24 protein-coding genes are annotated in these 20,623 nt (G+C 69.8%); 8 read left to right on the top strand and 16 right to left on the bottom strand.

Annotated features, from left to right (window positions below):
- Positions 1 to 17: 17 nt before the first annotated feature.
- The 3 genes from NGH83_RS07155 to NGH83_RS07165 all read left to right on the top strand — a co-directional run bounded on the left by NGH83_RS07155 (position 18) and on the right by NGH83_RS07165 (position 2,047).
- Positions 18 to 911 carry an endonuclease/exonuclease/phosphatase family protein gene (locus NGH83_RS07155; protein WP_251858371.1) on the top strand — a complete coding sequence of 298 codons (894 nt, stop codon included), beginning with the start codon at positions 18 to 20 and terminating at the stop codon, positions 909 to 911.
- Positions 908 to 1,537: a hypothetical protein gene (locus NGH83_RS07160; RefSeq protein ID WP_251858372.1), complete on the top strand. Its 630-nt coding sequence runs from the start codon at positions 908 to 910 to the stop codon at positions 1,535 to 1,537. The genes NGH83_RS07155 and NGH83_RS07160 overlap by 4 nt, the downstream gene beginning before the upstream one ends.
- Positions 1,538 to 1,630: 93 nt before the next feature.
- Positions 1,631 to 2,047, top strand: a complete 417-nt coding sequence (locus NGH83_RS07165) for a MarR family winged helix-turn-helix transcriptional regulator (protein WP_251858373.1) — start codon at positions 1,631 to 1,633, stop codon at positions 2,045 to 2,047.
- 290 nt (positions 2,048 to 2,337) lie between these two features.
- Here NGH83_RS07165 and NGH83_RS07170 read toward each other — a convergent pair whose 3' ends face one another.
- Positions 2,338 to 3,618: an MFS transporter gene (locus NGH83_RS07170; RefSeq protein WP_251858374.1), complete on the bottom strand. Its 1,281-nt coding sequence runs from the start codon at positions 3,616 to 3,618 to the stop codon at positions 2,338 to 2,340.
- A 70-nt stretch (positions 3,619 to 3,688) separates the two neighbouring features.
- Between NGH83_RS07170 and NGH83_RS07175 the strand changes: the two genes are divergently transcribed.
- Positions 3,689 to 4,303 carry a TetR/AcrR family transcriptional regulator gene (locus NGH83_RS07175; protein WP_251858375.1) on the top strand — a complete coding sequence of 205 codons (615 nt, stop codon included), beginning with the start codon at positions 3,689 to 3,691 and terminating at the stop codon, positions 4,301 to 4,303.
- Positions 4,304 to 4,531: 228 nt separating this feature from the next.
- On the opposite strand, the gene NGH83_RS07180 is transcribed toward NGH83_RS07175, so the two are convergent.
- Together NGH83_RS07180 and NGH83_RS07185 are read right to left on the bottom strand one after the other, a co-directional pair.
- Positions 4,532 to 5,074, bottom strand: coding sequence for a dihydrofolate reductase family protein (locus tag NGH83_RS07180; RefSeq protein WP_251858376.1), 543 nt, complete (start codon positions 5,072 to 5,074; stop codon positions 4,532 to 4,534).
- A 117-nt stretch (positions 5,075 to 5,191) separates the two neighbouring features.
- On the bottom strand, positions 5,192 to 6,019 hold the full coding sequence (locus tag NGH83_RS07185; protein ID WP_251858377.1) for an AraC family transcriptional regulator: 828 nt from the start codon (positions 6,017 to 6,019) through the stop codon (positions 5,192 to 5,194).
- On the opposite strand from NGH83_RS07185, the gene NGH83_RS07190 reads away from it, so the two are divergent.
- Positions 6,018 to 6,479: a DUF2000 family protein gene (locus NGH83_RS07190; protein ID WP_251858378.1), complete on the top strand. Its 462-nt coding sequence runs from the start codon at positions 6,018 to 6,020 to the stop codon at positions 6,477 to 6,479. The two genes, NGH83_RS07185 and NGH83_RS07190, sit on opposite strands and share 2 nt — an antisense overlap.
- Positions 6,480 to 6,503: 24 nt before the next feature.
- Here the strand turns inward: NGH83_RS07190 and NGH83_RS07195 are convergent, their stop codons facing one another.
- On the bottom strand, positions 6,504 to 7,067 hold the full coding sequence (locus tag NGH83_RS07195; RefSeq protein WP_251858379.1) for a TetR/AcrR family transcriptional regulator: 564 nt from the start codon (positions 7,065 to 7,067) through the stop codon (positions 6,504 to 6,506).
- Entirely contained in the window at positions 7,064 to 7,651 is a 588-nt protein-coding gene (locus NGH83_RS07200) for a sugar O-acetyltransferase (protein WP_251858380.1), read from the bottom strand. The genes NGH83_RS07195 and NGH83_RS07200 overlap by 4 nt, the downstream gene beginning before the upstream one ends.
- Before the next feature lie 38 nt (positions 7,652 to 7,689).
- Here NGH83_RS07200 and NGH83_RS07205 point away from each other — a divergent pair, with 38 nt between their 5' ends.
- Entirely contained in the window at positions 7,690 to 8,925 is a 1,236-nt protein-coding gene (locus NGH83_RS07205) for an MFS transporter (RefSeq protein WP_251858381.1), read from the top strand.
- A 52-nt stretch (positions 8,926 to 8,977) separates the two neighbouring features.
- On the opposite strand, the gene NGH83_RS07210 is transcribed toward NGH83_RS07205, so the two are convergent.
- From NGH83_RS07210 to NGH83_RS07260, 11 genes are all read right to left on the bottom strand, one after another.
- Positions 8,978 to 10,240 carry an MFS transporter gene (locus tag NGH83_RS07210; RefSeq protein ID WP_251858382.1) on the bottom strand — a complete coding sequence of 421 codons (1,263 nt, stop codon included), beginning with the start codon at positions 10,238 to 10,240 and terminating at the stop codon, positions 8,978 to 8,980.
- A 10-nt stretch (positions 10,241 to 10,250) separates the two neighbouring features.
- Positions 10,251 to 10,622 (bottom strand): nuclear transport factor 2 family protein, encoded by a 372-nt coding sequence (locus NGH83_RS07215; protein WP_251858383.1) that lies wholly within the window; start codon positions 10,620 to 10,622, stop codon positions 10,251 to 10,253.
- A complete protein-coding gene (locus tag NGH83_RS07220; RefSeq protein WP_251858384.1) occupies positions 10,619 to 12,019 on the bottom strand; it encodes an MFS transporter in 1,401 nt (466 codons plus the stop codon). The genes NGH83_RS07215 and NGH83_RS07220 overlap by 4 nt, the downstream gene beginning before the upstream one ends.
- Positions 12,016 to 14,943 (bottom strand): glycoside hydrolase family 38 C-terminal domain-containing protein, encoded by a 2,928-nt coding sequence (locus tag NGH83_RS07225; RefSeq protein ID WP_251858385.1) that lies wholly within the window; start codon positions 14,941 to 14,943, stop codon positions 12,016 to 12,018. The genes NGH83_RS07220 and NGH83_RS07225 overlap by 4 nt, the downstream gene beginning before the upstream one ends.
- Before the next feature lie 119 nt (positions 14,944 to 15,062).
- On the bottom strand, positions 15,063 to 15,575 hold the full coding sequence (locus NGH83_RS07230; RefSeq protein ID WP_251858386.1) for a low molecular weight protein-tyrosine-phosphatase: 513 nt from the start codon (positions 15,573 to 15,575) through the stop codon (positions 15,063 to 15,065).
- Between the two features lie 11 nt (positions 15,576 to 15,586).
- Positions 15,587 to 17,026 carry an argininosuccinate synthase gene (argG, locus tag NGH83_RS07235; RefSeq protein ID WP_251858387.1) on the bottom strand — a complete coding sequence of 480 codons (1,440 nt, stop codon included), beginning with the start codon at positions 17,024 to 17,026 and terminating at the stop codon, positions 15,587 to 15,589.
- A gap of 52 nt (positions 17,027 to 17,078) precedes the next feature.
- Positions 17,079 to 17,636: a dihydrofolate reductase family protein gene (locus tag NGH83_RS07240; protein WP_251858388.1), complete on the bottom strand. Its 558-nt coding sequence runs from the start codon at positions 17,634 to 17,636 to the stop codon at positions 17,079 to 17,081.
- Between the two features lie 46 nt (positions 17,637 to 17,682).
- Entirely contained in the window at positions 17,683 to 18,180 is a 498-nt protein-coding gene (locus NGH83_RS07245; RefSeq protein WP_251858389.1) for a glutaminase, read from the bottom strand.
- Positions 18,177 to 18,620, bottom strand: a complete 444-nt coding sequence (locus tag NGH83_RS07250; RefSeq protein WP_251858390.1) for an SRPBCC domain-containing protein — start codon at positions 18,618 to 18,620, stop codon at positions 18,177 to 18,179. Before NGH83_RS07250 ends, NGH83_RS07245 begins: the two co-directional genes overlap by 4 nt.
- A 47-nt stretch (positions 18,621 to 18,667) precedes the next feature.
- Positions 18,668 to 19,117 (bottom strand): YdeI/OmpD-associated family protein, encoded by a 450-nt coding sequence (locus tag NGH83_RS07255; RefSeq protein ID WP_251858391.1) that lies wholly within the window; start codon positions 19,115 to 19,117, stop codon positions 18,668 to 18,670.
- 76 nt (positions 19,118 to 19,193) lie between these two features.
- Positions 19,194 to 19,484, bottom strand: a complete 291-nt coding sequence (locus tag NGH83_RS07260) for a 2TM domain-containing protein (protein ID WP_251858392.1) — start codon at positions 19,482 to 19,484, stop codon at positions 19,194 to 19,196.
- A 151-nt stretch (positions 19,485 to 19,635) separates the two neighbouring features.
- On the opposite strand from NGH83_RS07260, the gene NGH83_RS07265 reads away from it, so the two are divergent.
- Entirely contained in the window at positions 19,636 to 20,043 is a 408-nt protein-coding gene (locus tag NGH83_RS07265; protein WP_251858393.1) for a DUF5684 domain-containing protein, read from the top strand.
- Between the two features lie 147 nt (positions 20,044 to 20,190).
- Positions 20,191 to 20,616 (top strand): Fur family transcriptional regulator, encoded by a 426-nt coding sequence (locus tag NGH83_RS07270; RefSeq protein ID WP_251858394.1) that lies wholly within the window; start codon positions 20,191 to 20,193, stop codon positions 20,614 to 20,616.
- Positions 20,617 to 20,623: the final 7 nt, after the last annotated feature.

Here is a 20,623-nt window from a genome sequence, read left to right on the forward strand (position 1 = left end):
GCTGTTAGCGTCACAGCATGACGCAGCCGGTGTTCGGAGCGGTGGAATCCCCGCTGCTGCACCTGATGTCGTGGAACATCCGGCGACGCATGCCGCTGTCCCTCCGGGGTGGTCGGGACTCGTGGGAGCGTCGTGCGCCGCTCGTGCGCCTCATGCTCGACACGGAGCGGCCGAGCGTCCTCGGGGTGCAGGAGGCGCTGCCCGAGCAGGACGACCGGATCGCCGACGCGCTCGGTCCGCTGTACCGCAGGGTCGGCGGCGGCAGGAACGCCGACGGCACCGGGGAGCGCTGCACCGTCTACTTCGACTCCGCCCGCCTCGACCTCGTCCGCTGGCGCCAGGTCGCCCTGTCGACCACTCCCGATCTCCTCGGGTCCCGCTCGTGGGGTGCGCCGATGCCGCGGATCGCCACGACCGTGACGCTGCGCGATCGGACGACGGGAGGCGAGCTGTCGGTGATCAACACCCATCTCGACGTCTTCTCGCCGTTGGCACGGGTCGAATCGGCGCGGCAGTTGCGCGGTCTCGCCGGCGAGCTCGGTCCCGCGGTCGCGCTCTTCGGGGACCTCAACGCGCGGCGCGGGTCGCCGGCCCTGCACGTGCTCACCGCCGACGGCGGACTCCGCGACTCGTGGTCGCAGGCGGAGCGCCGTGCGACCCCCGGCTACCGGACCTATTCGGGGTATCGCGCGCCCCGGCTCGGCCCGCGCATCGACTGGATCCTCGTCGGGTCCGCGCTGCGCATCCGAGCCGCCGGCGTCGGTTCGGGGCGGTTCGAGGGGTACGCGCCCTCCGATCACGAACCCGTGCACGCCCTCGTCGAGCTTGCCGGGGCGACCCGGTCGAAGGAGACGACCCAGTCGAAGGAGACGCAGGTGAAGGAGACGACGCAGTGGGAGGAGAACCTGTGACGCGATCCGAGACGACGACCGGTACGAGAGCGCGGTCGGCCGGGAGGCGCCCTGCGCTCGTCGAGACGTTCCTCGTTCCGCCCGCCACCCCGCTCGAGTGGGCGGCCGATGCGATCCGCCTGATCGGTGCCGTCTCGCTGATCGTCGGCGTCGTCGGCTGGGGCGCGCTGCAGGGCGCGGTACTCGCCCTGATGTTCCTCGGCCTGGTCGTGCCACGGTTCCTCGGCGTCCGCGCCTCGATCGACGTCGCCGTCGGAATCATCCTCCTCGTCGCCGCGTGGTCGAGCGTGCTCGACCTGTACCGGTCGGTCGCCTGGATCGACATCCCCATCCACCTCGCCCTCAACGGCCTGCTGGCGCTGCTCGTCGTCGTCGCGGCGGATCGCGCCGGCGTCGTGTTCGATCACCGCCCCGCACCGCTGGTGGCACTGACGCTCGCAGTCGGGCTGGCGCTCGCGGCGCTGTGGGAGATGGGGGAGTGGGGTGGTCACCAGTTCGACGAGGCGGTGCTCGTGGGCTACGACGACTCGATCCTCGACATGGCGGTCGGCGGGCTCGGCGCCGCGCTCGTCGCGTTCCTGGTGCCCGCCGCGCTCCGCGAGGGGCGCTGGCAGGGCGGTCGGTGACGCGGGCGCCGGGTGGCGATCCTCGGGTTGGAGCAGTATAGTTAGTGCCCTAAGTAATTAGGGGGAGCGGCAGTGGCGACAGAGCAGGACGACGTGCTGGCGCTCGACAATCAGGTCTGCTTCGCCCTCGCTGTCGCCTCGCGCAGCGTGATCGCCCTGTATCGGCCGCTGCTCGAGCCGCTCGGCATCACGCACCCGCAGTATCTGGTGCTGCTGGCCCTCTGGGAACGCGACGGACGTTCGGTCAGCGACCTGGCCTCGACGCTGCGGCTCGAACCGGCGACGCTGTCGCCGCTGCTCAAGCGTCTCGAGGTCCTGCGGTATCTCGAGCGTCGTCGCAGCATGACCGATGAGCGCAGTCTGGAGATCGTCCTGACGACCCGCGGCCAACAGTTGCGTGCCGAGGCGGAACCGATTCCGGCAAAGATCGTCGAGCGCCTCGGCCTGCCGATCGAGCAACTCGAAACGCTCCGGGACGCCCTGCAGCGCGTCATCGCCGTCTCGGCCTGAGCGGACCGCAGAGGCCGTCCCCGTCCCTGTTAGCGCTTAGCCGATAATGCACATTATGTCAGTTAGAGTTGCGGGAGGCCCTCCTCATCACCTGTGGCACTCCTCCTGTTCGCTGCGGAGCCTCCGTATCGCTTCGCTCAACGAGCGGCGCTCTTTCTGGTCGCTGAGGAGGCCGTTCACGTCCGTCGCGATGCGACACGAGTCTCTCCGTGCCGGTCCGGGAAACCGGCGACTGTCGTCATCTCGCGACGGCCGCGGACGGCCTCCTCAATGGCCGGGCCGCAGTCCTGTTACCGGGCGGCGGTCGCCGGGACGGCGTCCGCCGGCGCATCGTCCGCCGTCTTTTTCGCCGGGCTCGCGATGTGCGCGCGGCTGATGACGATCGCCGCAACCACCATGATCGCCGCTCCGAGCCAGTACGGCGCCGCATGGCTGACGAGCACGTAGAGTCCGCCCGCGATCAGCGGGGCGACGGTGCTCATCGCCGCCTGCAGGGACTGCGTCGCTCCCCCGAGCCAGCCCTGCTCGTCGTCTCCCACGGAGTTCGACATCGCGCCGTCCATCGCCGCCTGGGCCGCGCCCTGGCCGGCGGCAAGGGTGAGCGCTCCGACGATGAACAGCCACGGCTGCGCCAGGATCGATGCCACGAGCGCGAGGGCGACGAGCCCCGCGATCTGAGCGGCGATACCGCTCACGATGACGCCCCGCTCCCCCATCCGCGGCAGCAGGATGCCGAGCAGCACGCCCTGGATGAGGATGTCGATGATCCCGACCGCCGCGGTGAGCAAACCGATCGCGGTCGGCCCCCAGTGGATCGAGTCCAAGGCGAGCACACTGAAGTTGTTGACGAAGAAGCCGAACGGCAGTGCGATGAGTCCGAAGCCGAGAAGGAGACCGCGGAGCTCCTTGCGGGCGAAGGCGTTCTTGAACACGGCGAACGGCTGCACGTCGCGCAGCGAGATGCTCGTGATGCGGTTGGCGGGCTTCAGGCTCTCGGGGAGCAGGAAGATGCTGAGGATGGCGACGGCCAGCGCGACCGCTGCGGTCACGAACACCGGCAGTTCGACGCTGACGGCGGCGAGCAGGCCTCCCACTGCGGGGCCGATCATCATGCCGATGCCCGAGAGGGCGCCGAGCAGGCCGAAGCGCTTGGCGCGCTGGTCCGCCGGAGTGATGTCGGCCAGGTAGGCGAAGAGGGCCGGGAGGTCGCCGGCGGTCAGTCCCTGGATGACTCGGGCGAGGATCAGCACCCATAGTCCCCCGCCGATGCCGAACAGCGTCATTGCGAACGCGGCCCCGAAGGCTGCCGCGATGATGACCGGCCGACGCCCGAAGCGGTCCGAGAGGCGGCCGAGGAACGGTGCGACGAGGAATGCGCAGAGCCCGTTGACGGCTTCGAGTACCCCCACCCAGGCGGCGAGGTCGTTCTCGGATGAGACGTAGCGCAGTACCACGAACGGCAGCACCGGCAGGACGACGGTCATCCCGACCACAGTGAGGAGGGTCAGGACGATGAGCATGATCCAGGCGCGATCGAAGCGCGGCAGGAGGCGAGGGGTCGAGGAGTTCACGCCGAAACTGTATCAATACCAGTTTCGGTGTCAAGCCACTTTTGTATCGGGTTCACGGTAAGCTGTCCGGATGACGCTCTCCGATCCTCCCGGACGCCGCGAACGCAAGAAGGCCGCCACGCGCAAGGCGATCTCCGACGTCGCGACCATGATGTTCCTCGAGCGCGGCTTCGACAACGTCAGCATCCGCGAGGTCGCCGACGCGGCCGACGTCTCCCCCACGACCGTGTTCGCGCACTTCCCGCAGAAGGAGGCTCTCGTCTTCGACGAGGACGACGAGCAGCGCGACCGACTGGTCGCCGCGGTGCGAGACCGCCCCGAGGGCAGCACCATCAACGGGGCGCTCCACGACTTCTACGCCGCCGAAATCGCGACCAACATCGACGAGCACGGCGACGATGTCGCACGGATCTTCATCCGCTTCCTGAATGAGACGCCGGCGCTGCGCGACTACGCCGCGAGGATGTGGTTGCGTCACGAGGACGCGCTCGCCCTGGCGATCGCGGAGGCGCTGGGCGAGCCGACGCCGACGGCGGAGATCCGCGTGTACGCCCGCTTCGTGCTCCAGATGCAGCTGCTCATCACCGACAGCGACGACCAGCTCGCGACACTCGACGCCGGGTTCGCCGTCCTCGAGAACGGCTGGGCGCCGGTCGAGTCGCGTCTCTCCGGCTCCGGTCGCTGAGGAGGCCGTTCACGGCCGTCGCGATGCGATACGAGTTCGTCGTCGCGCCGGTGCGGCGGGTCTGCGACCTTCGTCATTTCGCGACGGGCCTGGCGGCCCTCCTCAATGACTAGGAGTGCGGCTTCGGTCGCTGAGGAGGCCGTTCACGGCCGTCGCGAAGCGGCACTCTTCTGCGACCTTCGTCATATCGCGACGGGCCTGGCGGCCCTTCTCGATGACCAGGTCAGGTCAACGAAGGACTCGGTACCGGAGGTGGGTCTCGCTCGCGTAGGCCGCCGTGTCGATGCGTTCGAGGGTCACGCGACGTCCGAGCCCGCCGAACAGGGAGATCCCCTCCCCCAGCAGCACGGGGACGACATGGAGCTGGATCTCGTCGACCAGGCCGAGAGTCAGAGCCTGCCGGGCGATGCTGCCGCCCAGCAGGCTCACCGTCCGCTCCCCCGCCGCGAGCGCCGCCGCAGCGACCGCCGCGCCGATGTCGTCGACGACGAAGCTGTACTCCGTGCCGTCCCGTACAACAGGGTCGTGCGGGGTGTGGGTCATCAGGAAGACCGGCACTCCGAGGATGCCGCCGTAGGGCAGTTCGCCCTCCACGATGGTCTGTTCGCGATCGGCGCCGCCGACGACCGCCCCGATCCCCGACATGATGTCCTGCACCAGTCGTTGGTCCTCGTCGGCCGAGGGGAACCCGAACATCCAGTCGACGCCGCCATCCGGGTCCGCCATGAAGCCGTCGAGCGACACGGTCGCGTGGATGAGTACCGTCGCCATCTCGGAAACGCCCCTTCGCGTCGATGCCTGAGCAGCCAGTCTCACGCATCAACGCACTCCCCGGAAGCGCTCGAGCCGTGCCTTCCGGCGCTCAGAGCCGCGACCCGAGGCGGCGGCTCAGGCGGCGAAGGCGCCCGGTGTGGTGCCGAGGGTGCGGCGGAAATGACGGGAGAGGTGCGCCTGGTCGTGGAAGCCCACCTCGACGGCCGCATCGGCGACGGACCAGCCGGCGAGCAGGAGTCGGCGGGCACGATCGACGCGACGCCCCGTGACGTACCGGTGCGGGGCGATGCCGTAGGTCTGCGAGAACACCCGCACCAGATGCCCGGGGTGGGCACCGAGCAGCTCCGCGGCCTCGGCCAGCGGGAACGTCTCGTCGAGCCGATCGTCGAGCAGTGCACGAAGGCGTCGCGCCAGAGGGACATCCCTCGTCTCGACCGGTGCTGCACCGAGATGCTCGGACACGAGCTCGCGCAGGGCGAGGACGCCCTCTTCGGCCGCCATCGCATCGTGCGGGAAGTCGAGCGCATGATGGACTCCGGCGAGCGCCCGGAGCGTCCGCGGATCCTGCGTCGTCGGTCGCGCCGCCGCAGCGTCGGCGGCGGCGCCCGGCAACCAGTCCTCGTCGAGGTAGAGCACTCTCTTGCGGAACGCGGTGCCGGCGACGGCGGAGCGGCCGTCGTGCGGGATCCGCGGCGGCAGGAGGGAGAGCGCTCCGGGAACCGCGTGATGACGCGAGCGGTCGAGATCGTACGCGACGGCGCCCTCGTCGATCAGGAGCAGGGTCCACGCGTCATGCGTGTGCGCCGGATACGCGTGCTGCTCGAACGTCGCATGCAGCACCTCGCGCACCGTCGGGACGGCGGGATGCCATGCCCGCACCGACTCCGTCATGTGAGAAACGTACAAGACGACGACGCCCGCTCGGCCGGAGACTGCAGGCATGGATGGCACCCTCACCGAAGACCCCGCCGCCACCGCCGGGGCCGCCCCTGTCCGCTTCGACACGAAGGTCGTGGTGCTGCTGCGCGAAGACCTCCTCCCCTGGCAGGAGCTCAACGTGACCGCGTTCCTGATGAGCGGTATCGCGACGAGCGTGCCCGACCTCGTCGGCGAGCCCTACCGCGATCGGGACGGCAATGCCTACCTGCCGATGCTCCGGCAGCCGGTCGTCGTGATGACCGCGTCGCCGGAAACCCTCGCCGCGGCCCGCTCGCGCGCCGCCAGCCGGGAGGTGACCATCGCCATCTACACAAAAGAGCTGTTCTCGACGGGGCACGATGCCGCCAACCGGGCAGCGGTCGCCGCCGTCGACGCCGATTCGCTCGACCTTGTCGGGATCGGCATCCGTGGTCCGAAGAACGCCGTGGATCGGATCATCAAAGGCGCGCGCATGCACGCCTGAGCGCCACGTCGAGTATCGGGATCGTCAGTCGATCGCGAGTCGGCCGACGGCGGTGCGCACGAGGGCGTCGTCCGGCGGATCGGTGTCGAGCGCGCGGTGGATGGTGACGCCTTCGATCATCGCGTCGAGCAGCCGCGCCTCGGCGGGTGAGAAGTGGCGCTCGAGCGCTGCTCGGCTCCGCCGCATCCAATGGTTGGTGATGCTCCGGTAGCGCGGTTCGCGTGCGGCCAGGGTGTAGAGCTCGCAGGTCAGCACGAGGTCGCGCGAGCTGTCGAAGACGTCATCCTCGATGATCGCGATGACCGCGGCGCGCGCCTCGCCCACGTCGGCCGCGGCGGACAGCCGTGCTTCGAAGCCCGCTGCCTCGCCGTCGGCGAATCGCGTGAAGGCTTCGACCAGGAGCTCGTCGATGCCGCTGAAGTGGTAGGTCATCGACCCGAGCGGCACGTCGGCGGCCGCGGCGATGCGGCGGTGGGTCGCGCCCGCGACGCCGACCTCGGCGATGACGTCGAGGCAGCGGTCGATGATGCGATCGCGGCGGTCCGGGTCGAGTCGCCGCGACCCGTGCGTCTCGCCGGTTCCGCTCACGGCTCGATGCTCCGGATCACGCGCGCGGGATTGCCGACGGCGATGACGTTCGCGGGGATGTCCCTCGTCACCACCGCGCCGGCGCCGACGACGCTGTTGTCGCCGATCGTGACACCGGGGCAGACGATGACGCCGCCGCCCAGCCACACGTTGTCGCCGATCGTGATCGGTTTCGCCGCCTCGAGCTTGTCCCGTCGCGGCTCCGCCTCGATCGGATGGGTGGGCGTGAGGAGCTGGACGTTCGGCCCGAGCTGGCAGTCGGCACCGATCGTGATCGCCGCCACATCGAGTGCCGTCAGGCTGTAGTTGACGAATGTGCGCGCACCGATGCGCAGATTCTCGCCGTAGTCGACGAAGAGGGGCGGCTTGACGAAGGCGTCCTCCCCCAGGTCGCCGACCAGCTCCGCGAGGATCGAGACGGCCGACATCCCCTCGGCCACGAATGCGCGATGGTAAGCATCGGCGAGCTGCACGGCACGGAGCGCGATCCGCTCGCTCTCGGGGTCGTCCGCGATGTACAGATCGCCCGCGAGCATCCGCTCGCGGTTGGTCCGCGGATTGCCCGCGAAATAGTCGTGCGCCATGCGTACGATTGTACACTTCTGCGCTACTGTCGTCTCTCGTGTCGACCTCCGTTCCTTCCCCCGACGTCCGCCGCGCCCGCCTCGCGGTGGCCGCCCTCTTCCTGACCAACGGCGCCCTCTTCGCCAACGTGGTGCCGCGCTTCCCGGGGATCAAGGCCGACCTCGACCTCGACAATGCCCTCTACGGGCTCGCGATCGCGGCGATGCCGACCGGCGCGATTCTCGCCGGACTCGCCGCTGCCGCCGTCATCCGCCGTCTCGGGTCGGCTCGCGCGGCGGCGTTCGGCACGGTGCTCACCGCGGTCGCCGTCGTCACGGTGGGACTCGCGCCGTCGATCGCGTTCTTCGCGGCGTCGCTGCTCCTGGCCGGCATGTTCGACTCGATCACCGACGTGGCGCAGAACACCCACGGCCTGCGGGTGCAGCGCCGATTCGGACGGTCGATCATCAACTCCTTCCACGCGATCTGGTCGATCGGCGCCGTGCTCGGCGGCGGCATGGCCGCCGGCGCGATCGCGCTCAACATCCCGCGCGAGGTGCACCTGCCCATCGCGGCCGCGCTCTTCACCGTCGTCGCGCTCACCGCCTTGCGCTTCTGCCTGCCCGGCAAGGACGAGCGTGTCGACGACGTCGCCGCATCCACAGCCGATGCCGTCGCCCCCGCCGGGCGGACGAAGACCAGGACGGCTTTCGTGCTCGTCGCCCTCGTGCTCGTCGCAATGTCCGGAACCCTCGTCGAGGACTCCGGGTCCACCTGGGCCGCGGTCTACCTCGACGGTGTGCTCGGAGCCCCGGCGGCGATCGCCGCGATCGGCTTCGTCGCCCTCGTCGGCGCTCAGTTCATCGGTCGCATCTTCGGTGACCGACTCGTCGACCGCTTCGGTCAACGCCTGGTCGTGCGCGTCGGCGGCGTCATCGCCGCGGTCGGCATGGGGCTCGCGCTGCTGCTGCCGACGGTGCCGGGCACGATCATCGGCTTCGCCGCGGCGGGCTTCGGCCTCGCCACCACGGTGCCCGCGGCCATGCACGAAGCGGACGAGCTGCCCGGCCTTCGACCGGGCACGGGCATCACCGTCGTGTCGTGGCTGATGCGCCTCGGCTTCCTCATCTCGCCCCCGATCGTCGGCCTCATCGCCGACAACGCGGGCCTTCGAGTCGGGCTGCTCGTCGTGCCGCTCGCCGGGGTCATGGCCGTCGTGCTCGCGTCGGTGCTGAGCCCGCGCCGGGTGCGCCCGGCGGTCGACACGGAAGCGTCCCGCGTCCCCGCGCACTGATTCCCAAGCACCGATCTCCGCGCATCGATCCGGAACCGTGAAGCAGGTCGCTTCAGGAGCGCGGTCCGGCGGCGGCCGAGGCGTCGGCGCCGAGCGCCTCGTCTTCGAGGATGCGCGGACGGCTGGCGAGGATCCCGGCGACCAGCATGACGCCGAGGCTCACGAACAGGAAGACGTAGGCGCCGGTCCACGAGCCCGTGACCTGGTGCAGGAAGCCGATCGACAGGGGGCCGACGCAGGCGATGGCGTAGCCGATCCCCTGCGTGGCCGCCGAGAGCTGCGAGGCCCCGGCGGTCGTCCTGGTGCGCACGTTCACGAGCGTCAGGCTCATGGGGAAGGTGCTGACGCCGAGGCCGAGCGCCGCCACCCACACGATCGTGCCCTCCATCGGCGACAGGGCGAGGCCCAGATATCCGACGGCGAGCAGGGCGACGCAGGCCACGACGATGGGCGCCGGGTTGCGAAGGCCGACCGTCAGCGGAGGAATCACGAAAGCAGCGCCGAGCCCGAAGATCGAGAACAGTGCGAGGAGGGCGCCGCCCAGCGCCGGGTCGGCCCCGGCGTCGGTGAGGATCGTCGGCAGCCACGTGATGATCACGTAGGTGTTGAGCGAGGTCATCCCGAACAGCGTCACCGTGCTCCACAGCACGGAGGTCCGCCAGGCACCGGGAACGGCGTGGATGCGCGATGGGCCCGCCGCGAGGACAGACGCGACGCCGGCGGGGTTCGCCGAGCGGCTCGCCACGATGAGCCACGCCACGGCGGCGAGAGCGGTCAGGATCGCCCAGAAACCGATGGCCGCCCTCCAGCCGAAGCTCATCGCCATCGGTACCGCGATGAGCGGGGCGACGAACTGCCCGATCTGGTGCAGAGCGAGGTACATCGATGTGACCGGCTTCAGGCGGTCGGCGAAGTAGCGCTTCACGGCCGGCACGATGAGCACATTCGTGGTGCCGATGCCGGCGAAGGCGATGATGGTCGTGATCACGACCGTCTCGGGCGTGCCGCTGACGGCGCGGAGGAGGATCCCGGCCGTCGTCATCGCGGTCGCGATGGCGAGGGTCCGCTCGAGCCCCAGGCGGTTCGCGACCGCTGCGGCGAAGAACCCGAACACGGCGAAGGTCGCGGTGACGATCGCTCCGAACGCCCCGTAGAGGTCGGTGCCGAAGCCGGTGTCGGAGCCGACGGCCTCGAGGAGCGGGCTGAAGCCGGTGACGGCGGTGCGCAGATTCAGTGCGGTGAGGGCGATGGCGATGAGCACCAGGGCCGCGGTGCGGCGTCCGCCGGCGGGCGCGGTCGTAGACGGTGTCGTCACGGACGGGCGCTCAGCGGGTCGGCGCGGCGAGCAGGGTCTGCAGCGCGCTGATCCTGCCGTCCGTCACCGTGATGACGTCGACGCCGCGGACCGCGGGTGCTCCGGCCGGGCCGAACGTCCACGCGAGTGCCGCCGTGTCCCCGGCGAGGTAGGCGGGGCCGTCGGGTGCGAACACGAAATCGGCGGGGGCGGAGGAGAGCAGCGCGGCCGCCTTCGCCTCCAGCGCGTCGGCTCCGACGACGGTCTCATCGGGATCGGTGAACGCCACGTCCGTCGTGTAGACCCGGTCGATCTCCGCCCGGCGGGACGCTTCATCCCGGTTGCCGAACACCCGCAGCAGGTTCGATTCGAGCAACAGGGTCAGTTCGGCGGAGTCGGTCATCGTTCGCCTCTCGATCGGGCAGCGTGCGACGCCTCACCGGCGCCGGGAGAAACAGTAGCGCGACCGCGCCCCGTGCCGCCGAGGCGGTAGAAGAAGAACGGGATTGCCGAGAGCAGGCAGCTGACCGCCGGGACCACGGTGATCGAGGTGAAGATGACGTCCTGGATCGTGCGGGTCACCACGACCCCGTCCTCGTAGCCGGCGATGACGACGAAGACCCCGAAGACCAGCACGGCGAGCGCATTCATGATCTTCGACACGAAGGTGAGCGTCGCGAACGAGATCCCGTCGTTGCGCACCCCGAGGCGACGCTCGACGTCGTCGACCGCGTCGGCGATGAGAGTGGCCTGCACCACCATGAAGATCCCGAGCGCGAGGCCGGTGAGGAAGATGAACGCGATGATCACGAGCAGGTTCGAGAAGCCGGCGAACCACATGGCGAGGTAGAGGACGGCGCCGACGAGGGAACTGGCGATCGCGAGGGTCCTGCCCGAGGTCGCCCGCAGCAGCAACGGGGTCGTGAACGACGCCAGCACCATCCCCGCGATGATCGCGGCGCCGACGAGGGTGAAGGTGCCCTCGTCGCCGTAGGCGATCACGACGAAGACCGCTCCCCCGGCTTGCACGATGAACCGGCCGAAGCCGAGCACCGAACCGAGCAGCACCATGAGCAGGGGCGTGTTGGCGATGAGAGTGCCGAACAGTTGTCGGAAGCGCAGGCCTGTGCTCGCCGCCTCGGTGCGGCGCTCGCGGGCGCCGAAGAAGGCGAGCAGGTAGAGGCCCATCCCGAGCACGGAGGTGAGGAACACGGCGAGCGACCATCCTGCGCTCGTCGTCTCGGGTCCGAAGCTCAGTGCACGGGCGATCCACGGCATGCCGAGCGTCGACAGGCCGAGGGCGATCGCGCCGAACGCCCTGACGTCGCCGATCACTCGGGTGCGTTTCGCCGGTTCGGTGAAGGCCGACCCGATGAGGCCCCAGAACGGCACGTCGCAGGCGGTGTAGGCGACGCCCCACAGCACGTAGAAGAGGCAGAACCAGGTCAGCTTCACCGGTTCCGACGCGTCCGGCACCGAGAAGAGCAGGCCCGAGAGGATCGCGACCGGCGCGGCCGAGAACAGGATGTAGGGGCGCAACTTCCCCCACCGCGTGCGCGTCATGTCGATGAGGCTGCCGAGCACCGGGTCGAGCACCGCGTCGGCGATCTTCGACACCGTGATGACGACGGTGACGACCGCGATCCCCGCGGTGCTGATGCCCGCGTACTGCAGCAGGTAGACGAGCATGAACGTCGACACCGTCGTGAGCACGAAATTCTGCCCGAAGCCGGCGGTGACGATGGCGAGCCCCTGTCGACGCAGTGGGGCGGAATTCAGGGGAACGGCGGAGGTGGTCATGATCGGTCGTCCTCCAGCAGGATTGTCTTGATCTCGAAGGGGCGGAACGCGAGACGATCGAGGTCCGCGGGCCCGAGTCGGCGTTCGAGCAGGTCGGTCTCGTACGCCGAACCGTGCGGAAGGCTGACCCGCAGCGCCGTGGTGACCGGCCGGCCGAGGCTCTCGTACAACCGGAGCACCACCCCGCCGCCGTCTTCCGCCTTCTTGAGGGTCTCGATGACGACGGCGGGGTCGTCGACCGACGCGACGCTCGGAACGCTGCCGCCCGTGAGTACCTGCAACGGGGCGCCGAGCCGGTAGCCGGCGGCGATGACCGGGGTGAGGTCGCCGGCCTCGAACGGGCGGACGGCGTAGCTGAAGCGGTGGTGGCCGCGGTCGGCCGTCTTGTCGGGGAACGTCGGTGCTCGGAGCAGGTTGAGGCTGATCAGCCCGTTCTTGACCCGGTGCCCGTACTTGCCGTCGTTCAACAGTGCGAAGCCGCGCGAGTCGCTTTCGGTTGCCACCCACCGGTGCGCGCAGACCTCGAACTGCGCCTTCTCGACCGAGTCCCTCTCCGTGGTCGCCCGCTCGATGTGACCGAACTGGATCTCGCAGCGGACCGTGTCCCCGTACGCCAAAGGGCGGAACTCGGCCCGCAGCATCGTGTGCTTCTCATGCCACTCCACCTCCGTCTCGAATCGGACGAGGTCGCTGCCCGCCTCGAGGACGACGCGTTGCACGATCGTCGACGTCCGAGTCCGGTACACCTGCCGACGCACGGCGGTGACGTCGTCGACGCTGTTCTCCACCTCGCTCGCGGTGAGGACCCGCGCGGGTGTGTCGAGGTAGCGCGGATCGATGTCCCACGCGTTGAACGGCCAGACGTACGGGTCGTCGTGGGTCACCAGACGGTTGAGGCCCTCGCCTGCGTGCTCGACGCCGTCGGCGTCCAGGCAGGAGCCGATGGAACCGTCGGGCGCGAAGCGCAGCGTGAGCGCGCTGTTCGAGAGCGTGTCGCCGTCGGCTCGCAGCGCGTCCGAGCGCTCCGCGGGGCGGAGGGCGGCGGCCGCATACGGCCCGACATCCGCGACGAACCACTCGCCGCCGACCGACACGTGCTCGCGCCGAGGAAAGCTCGTGAGATTGAGAGCGGTCGGCGCGGAGTCTCGATCCGGTAGACGATCCGCCAGAGCGAACGTGTAGTCGGCGAGCGCCGCCTCCACCCGCTCGTAGTCGTCGATCGCTTCGCGGTTGACGCGCGCGATGGAGGAGCCGGGGATGATGTCGTGGAACTGGTTCAGCAGCACCGCGCGCCAGTGCTCGGCCAAGGTCTCCCGGGAATCGTCGCCCACGATGACGGCGAGCGCCTCGGCGTCGTGTAGCATCCGCTCGACGATCCGGTTGTGACGCTTGATCGCGCCTTGGGTCGTGTAGGTGCCCTGGTGGGTCTCGAGGTACAGCTCGCCGACGTGGGTGTGTTCGATCGGCTTCTGTTCGAGGCGCCCGAAGAATTCGGAGGCGCTCGATCGGCGCACACGGGGAAGCCCGCGCAGGTCGGCCTCCCGGTCGAGGAGTTCGTGATGGATCTCGCCGGGACCGCCGCCGCCGTCACCCGAACCGTAGACGAGCAGTGCGCTCTGCAGGGCCCGTTCGGGGTACCGGGCGAGGCCGGTCAGGAGGTTGTCGGCGCTGGCGCGGCTGTTGTAGTCGCCCTCGGGAGGCATGTGCACGAGCACGCTCGAACCGTCGATGCCCTGCCAGTGGAAGGTGCGGTGCGGGAAGTCGTTGACCTTGTTCCAGGCCAGTTTGATGGTCTGGAACCAGTCCATCCCGGCACCGCGGAGGATCTGCGGAAGGTTGCCGCTGTAGCCGAAGGTGTCGGGGAGCCAGCAGAGGCGCAGCTGCTCGTCGGTTAGGGCGAACTCGTCCTGCAGGAAGCGGCGGCCGACGACCGCCTGGCGCACCAACGACTCCCCCGACGGCAGGTTGGTGTCGGGTTCCACCCAGAAGGACCCCTGGATCTCCATCCGACCGGCGGCGACGGCGCCGCGGATCCGCTCGAACAGGGCGGGGTGCCGCTCGCGCATCCACCACAGCTGCTGGGGCTGCGACGTGCCGTAGACGTAGTCGTCACGGCGGTCGATGGCGTTGAGCGCCCTCACATAGGTGCGCGCGGCTTTGCGCTTCGTCTCGCGGACGGGCCAGAGCCAGGCCATGTCGAGGTGGCCGTGGCCGACCGCGTCGTAGGTGAACTCCGACTCGCTGCGGGCGGCGAGCGGCACGGCGAGCACCGCGCGGGCGCCGCGGACATCGCGCCGACGGAACAGGGAGTAGGCATCGCGCAGCGCTCGCCGCAGCGTGCGCTCCAGGGCCGCGTCCTCCGTCGCGCCCGCGAGCACCACGAGGGCGAGGTAGTCGTAGTACAGGCGGTAGGCGTCATCGTCGCGGGTCGCGAGGTGCGCGCCGTGGTACACGGCCTTGCCCACCTCGTAGAGGATGAAGCCGTTGTAGGTGACGTCGGCGTACACATCCACGGCACCGCTCGACAGGTCGACCTCGACCGGGCGGTACTTACCGCCGCTGTGCGGCAGGTCGCCCTGCTGGAAGACGGTGCTGACCGAGTCGAGCAGCTCCCCCGCCGCCCCGTGCACGAGACCCTCGCCGCGGATGCCGAGCAGCAGCACCAGATCGTCGGGACCGGGCGGGACGAGGCCGGTGAGGTGCAGCCAGGCGCAGTCGAACGGACCGCCCCACGCGGTGTTCGGACGGATCGGCGAGAACGCGGTCCGATCGAGGCGGTCGAACGGGATCGGCTCCGGCGATCGCAGGATCTCGGCGTCGAGGCTGCGAACGCGGGTGTAGACGCGGGAGCGGATGCGGGTGAGTCGCCGGTACTCCTCTGGCTGGGCCGCGGGGAGGCCGATCAGCCATGACGCGAACCCCACCAGAGACGCCTCCTCGCGCTTCGTGCGCTGCCGTCCGTGGGCTGCGCCGCGGGGTCAGCATACGGGCGCCCGGGCTCCGCGCCAGGCGTACCGCCCCTGACACGCGCCGACGCGTCGGGTCAGGCGAGCTTCTGCGCCAGGGCGTCGACGAGTGCGCGGCTGCTGCGCTCGACCATGACGAGGACGTCGTCGAAGTCGCGTTCGTCGCCGTAGTACGGGTCGGGGACGTCGAGATCACCACGGGCGTCCGGGTCGAACTCGCGCAGGAGATGGATCCGCTCGGCCGCGGACCGGCTCGGGGCGAGTGCGCGCAGAGCGTCGACGTGTCCGGCGTCGAGGGCGAGGATCAGGTCGTAATCCTCGAACAGCGACCGGTCGAACTGTCGCGCCCGGTGCGGGCGACCGTCGTAGCCGTGCTCGTGCAGAGCCGCGACCGTGCGCGGATCCGCCCCGTCGCCGACGTGCCAGCCGCCGGTGCCCGACGAGGTGACCGCGACCCGATCTTCGAGCCCGCGTTCGGCGAGCAGGCGTCGCGTGATCACGTCCCCCATCGGCGAACGGCAGATGTTGCCGGTGCAGACGAACGTGATCGCGTAGGGACCGCTCGGATCCTGCTGCTCGGGGAGCTGCATGCGCGACGCGGTCAGTCGGTGCCCGCGTCGAAGGCGGCGCCCTCGGAGGCGGCGTCGGTGGCCCGCTCGAGCGCGTCGGAGGCGGCATCGGCGGCGGGGCCCTCGAGAATCTCCTCGGCCTCGCCCTGCTGGAGCTGTCCGACCAGCTCGGCGGTCGCGCCGCCGATGATGCCCGCGGCGGCGTACTGCTCGAGGCGCGAACGGGAGTCGGCGATGTCGAGGTTGCGCATGGTCAGCTGCCCGATGCGGTCGTCGGGGCCGAACGCGGCGTCGCCGACGCGCTCCATCGACAGCTTGCCGGGGTGGTAGCTGAGCGCGGGGCCCGTGGTGTCGAGGATCGTGTAGTCGTCGCCGCGACGCAGGCGAAGGGTGACCTCGCCGGTCACCGCGGAGCCGACCCAGCGCTGGATGCTTTCGCGCAGCATGAGCGACTGCGGGTCGAGCCAGCGTCCCTCGTACATCAGGCGACCGAGGCGACGACCCTCGGCGTGGTAGTTCGCGATCGTGTCCTCGTTGTGGATCGCGTTGAGCAGCCGCTCGTAGGCGATGTGCAGCAGGGCCATGCCGGGCGCCTCGTAGATGCCGCGGCTCTTCGCCTCGATGATGCGGTTCTCGATCTGGTCCGAGACGCCGAGACCGTGGCGGCCGCCGATGGCGTTGGCTTCGAGCACGAGGGCGACGGGGTCGCCGAACTCCTGCCCGTTGATCGCGACGGGGCGGCCCGCCTCGAAGCGCACTGAGACGACCTCGGTGGCGACCTCGACGTCGTCGCGCCAGGCGGCGACGCCCATGATCGGCTCGACGAGGTCGAGACTCGCGTCGAGGTCTTCGAGCTTCTTCGCCTCGTGCGTCGCGCCCCAGATGTTGGCGTCGGTGCTGTACGCCTTCTCGGCCGAGTCGCGGTAGGGGAAGCCGTGCGCGACGAGCCACTCGCTCATCTCGGTGCGGCCGCCGAGCTCGCCGACGAACTGCGCGTCGAGCCACGGCTTGTAGATGCGCAGCCGCGGGTTGGCGAGCAGGCCGTAGCGGTAGAACCGCTCGATGTCGTTGCCCTTGTAGGTGGAGCCGTCGCCCCAGATGTCGACGCCGTCCTCCTTCATGGCGCGCACCAGGAGGGTGCCGGTGACGGCACGGCCGAGGGGCGTGGTGTTGAAGTAAGTCTTGCCGCCCGAGCGGATGTGGAAGGCGCCGCAGGCGAGGGCGACGAGGCCCTCTTCGACGAGGGCGCTCTTCGCGTCGACGAGGCGGGCGATCTCGGCGCCGTACTCCTTCGCGCGGTCGGGCACGGCGGCGATGTCGGGCTCGTCGTACTGGCCGATGTCGGCGGTGTAGGTGCAGGGCACGGCGCCCTTGTCGCGCATCCAGGCCACCGCGCACGAGGTGTCGAGACCTCCGGAGAACGCGATGCCGACGCGCTCGCCGACGGGAAGAGAGCTGAGCACCTTGGACATGACTACAACCCTAGGGCGAACGCGCCGCCTCGACGGACGCCCGCGGGGTGGCTCAGCGGGGCGGTCGCATCCGGTAGTCGAGGACGACGATGTCGCCGTGCCGGGCGCTCGACACGAGTTCTGCGTCGAGCGGCGCATCGAAGGTCGGGACGCCGGCGCCCATCACGACCGGCATGACCCGCAGCTCGACGCGGTCGACGAGACCCGCGGCGAGCGCCGTGCGCATCAGGCGCAGCGAACCCCAGAGCACGAGGTCGCCCGCGGTCTCGGCCTTGATCGCCGCGATCCGCTGGACGACGTCGCCCCGCTCGATCCGCGCCGGAGCCCAATCCCCCCACGGGGCGTCGACGAGCGTCGACGAGAACACGCTTTTCGGAGTGCGGTTCAACCGGTCGGCGATCAGCTCCTCCGTCTCCTGCGGCCAGAACGCGGCGAAGAGCCGGTAGGTGGTGGCGCCCAGCAGGATCCGGTCGACGCCGGCGAGCCACCGCTCCTCTTCGGAGTCGATGGACCTCCAGTCGCCGGGGGCGGCGACGAAGGTCGCTTCACCGGACGAGTCGGCGGCATAGCCGTCGATGGACACGTTCTGCTGCACCACGAGGGCTCCCATGTCGCAACCCTCCCATGAGTGGACGGTGTCCACAATGGGAGACGGTTCAGACCTCGGGATGAACGAGCAGGAGTTCGGCCCGTTCGCGCAGGTACGCGGCGAGGTCCACCGGATGCTGACCCGGAGCCCATTCGACCCGCACCTCCCCGTCGACGATGCGCAGCGGAGCGTCGAGGGCGCCCGAGTCGTCGACGGCTGTGCGGAGCGGGCGCGTCTCGTAGTTGACGGTCTCGCCCACCGGGAAGGTCTGGGCGGCGAGCGCCCGGACGGCGCTGCGTTCCGCCGCGGACACGGCGGTCCACCCGTGCTGGCGCTCCTCCGCCGCCCGCGTCACCGCTCCGGCGGCGTGCAGGGCGCCGTCGGTGCCGAGCAGCAGAACGCCGAGGCGCCACACCCGGCCGAGCGGCTCGAAGACCGGACCGCCGCCGACGCCGAGGATCCGCCGACGGCGACCGAGGCGGGCGAGCGCCTCGGTCCTCGCGCCGGCGTCGTCGAGGCGCAGCGCTATCGAGTGCAGGAGGCCGGGAAGCTCCTCGGGGATCACGGCGCTCGCAGCAGCAGTTTCTCGAGATCGTCGAAGAACGCGTTGTAGCCGACCACGGTCAGATCGAGCTGCTCGTCCGTGAAGCCCTGCCGCGGCTGGCGGAAGGTCATCTCGGTGCCGGAGGGCACTTCGACGAGGTCGACGGTCACGGGTTCACCGGCGTCCTCCGACGGTGCATCGGTCAGGGTCAGTGCGAGCCGGGTGGGCGGGTCGACCTTGCGGTACTCCCCCACCCAGTCGATCGAGTTGCCGTCGGGGAAGCGCATGATCGCGCTCCAGCGGCCGCCGACACGCACATCCATCGACACGGTGTCGAGCGGCACGTCGACTGCAGCGGTACCGAACCATGCGGCGAACTGCGCAGGCTCGGTCCACGCCGCGAACACCCGATCGGGGCTCGTCGCGAAAGTGCGCATGATCTCCAGGCCGTCGAACGTCATCGGGACTCCTTCAACTAGTGGTGGGCGTCGCACTGGTGGGCGTCGTCTCAGCGACGCTTGCCCTCGGTCAGCATCTCCACGGCGGTCGCGACGCGCGACGCCCGCGTCTCGGGCTTCTTCGCCTCGGTGATCCACACCGTGAACGCCTTCTTCTGGCTCGGCGAGAGGCTGCCGAAGAAGTCGACGGCGGCCGGGGCGTCGGCGAGCGCGGCTGCGAGGTCCGGCGGGACCTCGACCTCGCGAGGCGCCGTGTCGAGCTCGAGGTCGACCTCGACCTCGTCGCCCGCGGCGACCCCCGCCCCGGCCCGGTTCTCGGCGCTGAGGGAGAGCATGTACGGCCCGCGATACGGCGCGACGGTGCTGCGGTACGAGTAACCGTTGATGGTCGCGGTGACGGGGACCCGTTTGCCGGCCCCGAAGCTCTCGACGACCTCGGGCGGCACCTCTATTCCGGTCGTGTTGCCGCCGCCCGACACGATGATGGTACGGAACCTCATGAGGTCAGTATCACCCGCGCCCACCACTCGAAGACGGATGACGCGTCGGGCCGGAGGTCACTTGCAGTCGTCTCCGTCAGGAGGCGGTGCCGCCGCCGGTCATCTTGCGCACCTCGGCGTCGATCTTCTCATCGGTGATGTACCCGCGACCGGGACCGAAGGCGTCGATCCCCGAGAAGACGGCGGCGACCGAGAGACCGAGGATGGGCCAGGCCGGCCAGAAGTATTCGCGGTAGCCGCTGAAAGCCCAGATCGCGATGAGCAGGAGCGACACCGCGGCGGCGACGCCGAGGTACTTCCAGAATCCGGCCTTCTTCTCGAGCCGCTTGCGCGCGGCCAGGCGCAGTTCCTCATCCGACTGTGGCATGAGGCAACAGTATTGCGGCGGCCCGCGCAGCGGAACCCCTGGTCGGCACCCGATCGGGCGACACCCGGAGTGGGGCGAGAGCGGCGTGTCGCAGCGTTGCTACGGTGTCGGTCGGCGCTGAGCGCTTCTCACCTACTTCATGGGGGCAACAATGGAAACGTACAACAACGATCTGCTGGCGAACTATTTCGCCAGCGGCAGCTGGGTCATCAGCCTCGTCATCTACCTGGTCTTCGCGTTCTTCCTCTCGCGGGTCTTCACCAAGGCCGGCATCGAGGCGTGGAAGGGCTGGGTCCCGTTCGTGAACTACTTCCACATCTACAAGCTCGGCGGCTTCAGCGGCTGGTGGATCCTGATCAACCTGGTCCCGTTCATCGGCTCGATCGTCGCTCTGGTCATCCTCTGGATCGCCGAGTACCGCATCAGCAAGGGCTTCGAGAAGCCCGGCGTGTTCGTGCTGCTCGCGATCTTCCTGCAGATCATCTGGACGGGCATCCTCGCCTTCGACAGCTCGAAGTGGCGCGGTACCCCGGAGAGCTCGTACCCCGCCAAGGGCTGAGTTCTCGTTCCACATCCGAAGGCCGTCCGCACTCTCGTGCGGGCGGCCTTCTCGTCGTCGGCGGCGCCGAGACCTGAGCGGGACTCGATTCGCTTTCATGCCAACCGTCGCGCAGGATTGGAACCGTTCCAGACAACGGGAGTGACGATGGACACGAGCGAGAGGCTGCGCGCCGCGGGCCTTCGAGCCACCGCTCCGCGCACCGCCGTGCTCGCCGTGCTCGACTCGGCCGCCGACCACGAGCATCTCAGCGCCGCCGCCGTGCTGGAGCGGGTGCGCGGCGCGATCGGCGCCGTCTCGGTCCAAGCGGTCTACGACTGCCTCGACGCGCTCGAGCAGGCGCGGCTCGTGCGCCGCATCCAGCCGGCCGGACAGCCCGCGCACTTCGAATCGCGCGTCGGCGACAACCACCACCACGCCGTCTGCCGTTCCTGCGGACGCACCAGCGACATCCCCTGCCTGCACGGGTCGGCCCCGTGCCTGACCCCGGCGCAGACGGGCGGCTTCCTGGTCGACCAGGCCGAGATCACCTTCTGGGGTCTCTGCGCCGACTGCGCCGACGCGCCCTCCTGACTCCTCG

The organism is Herbiconiux sp. L3-i23, assembly GCF_023734115.1.
Classification (GTDB): Bacteria; Actinomycetota; Actinomycetes; order Actinomycetales; family Microbacteriaceae; genus Naasia.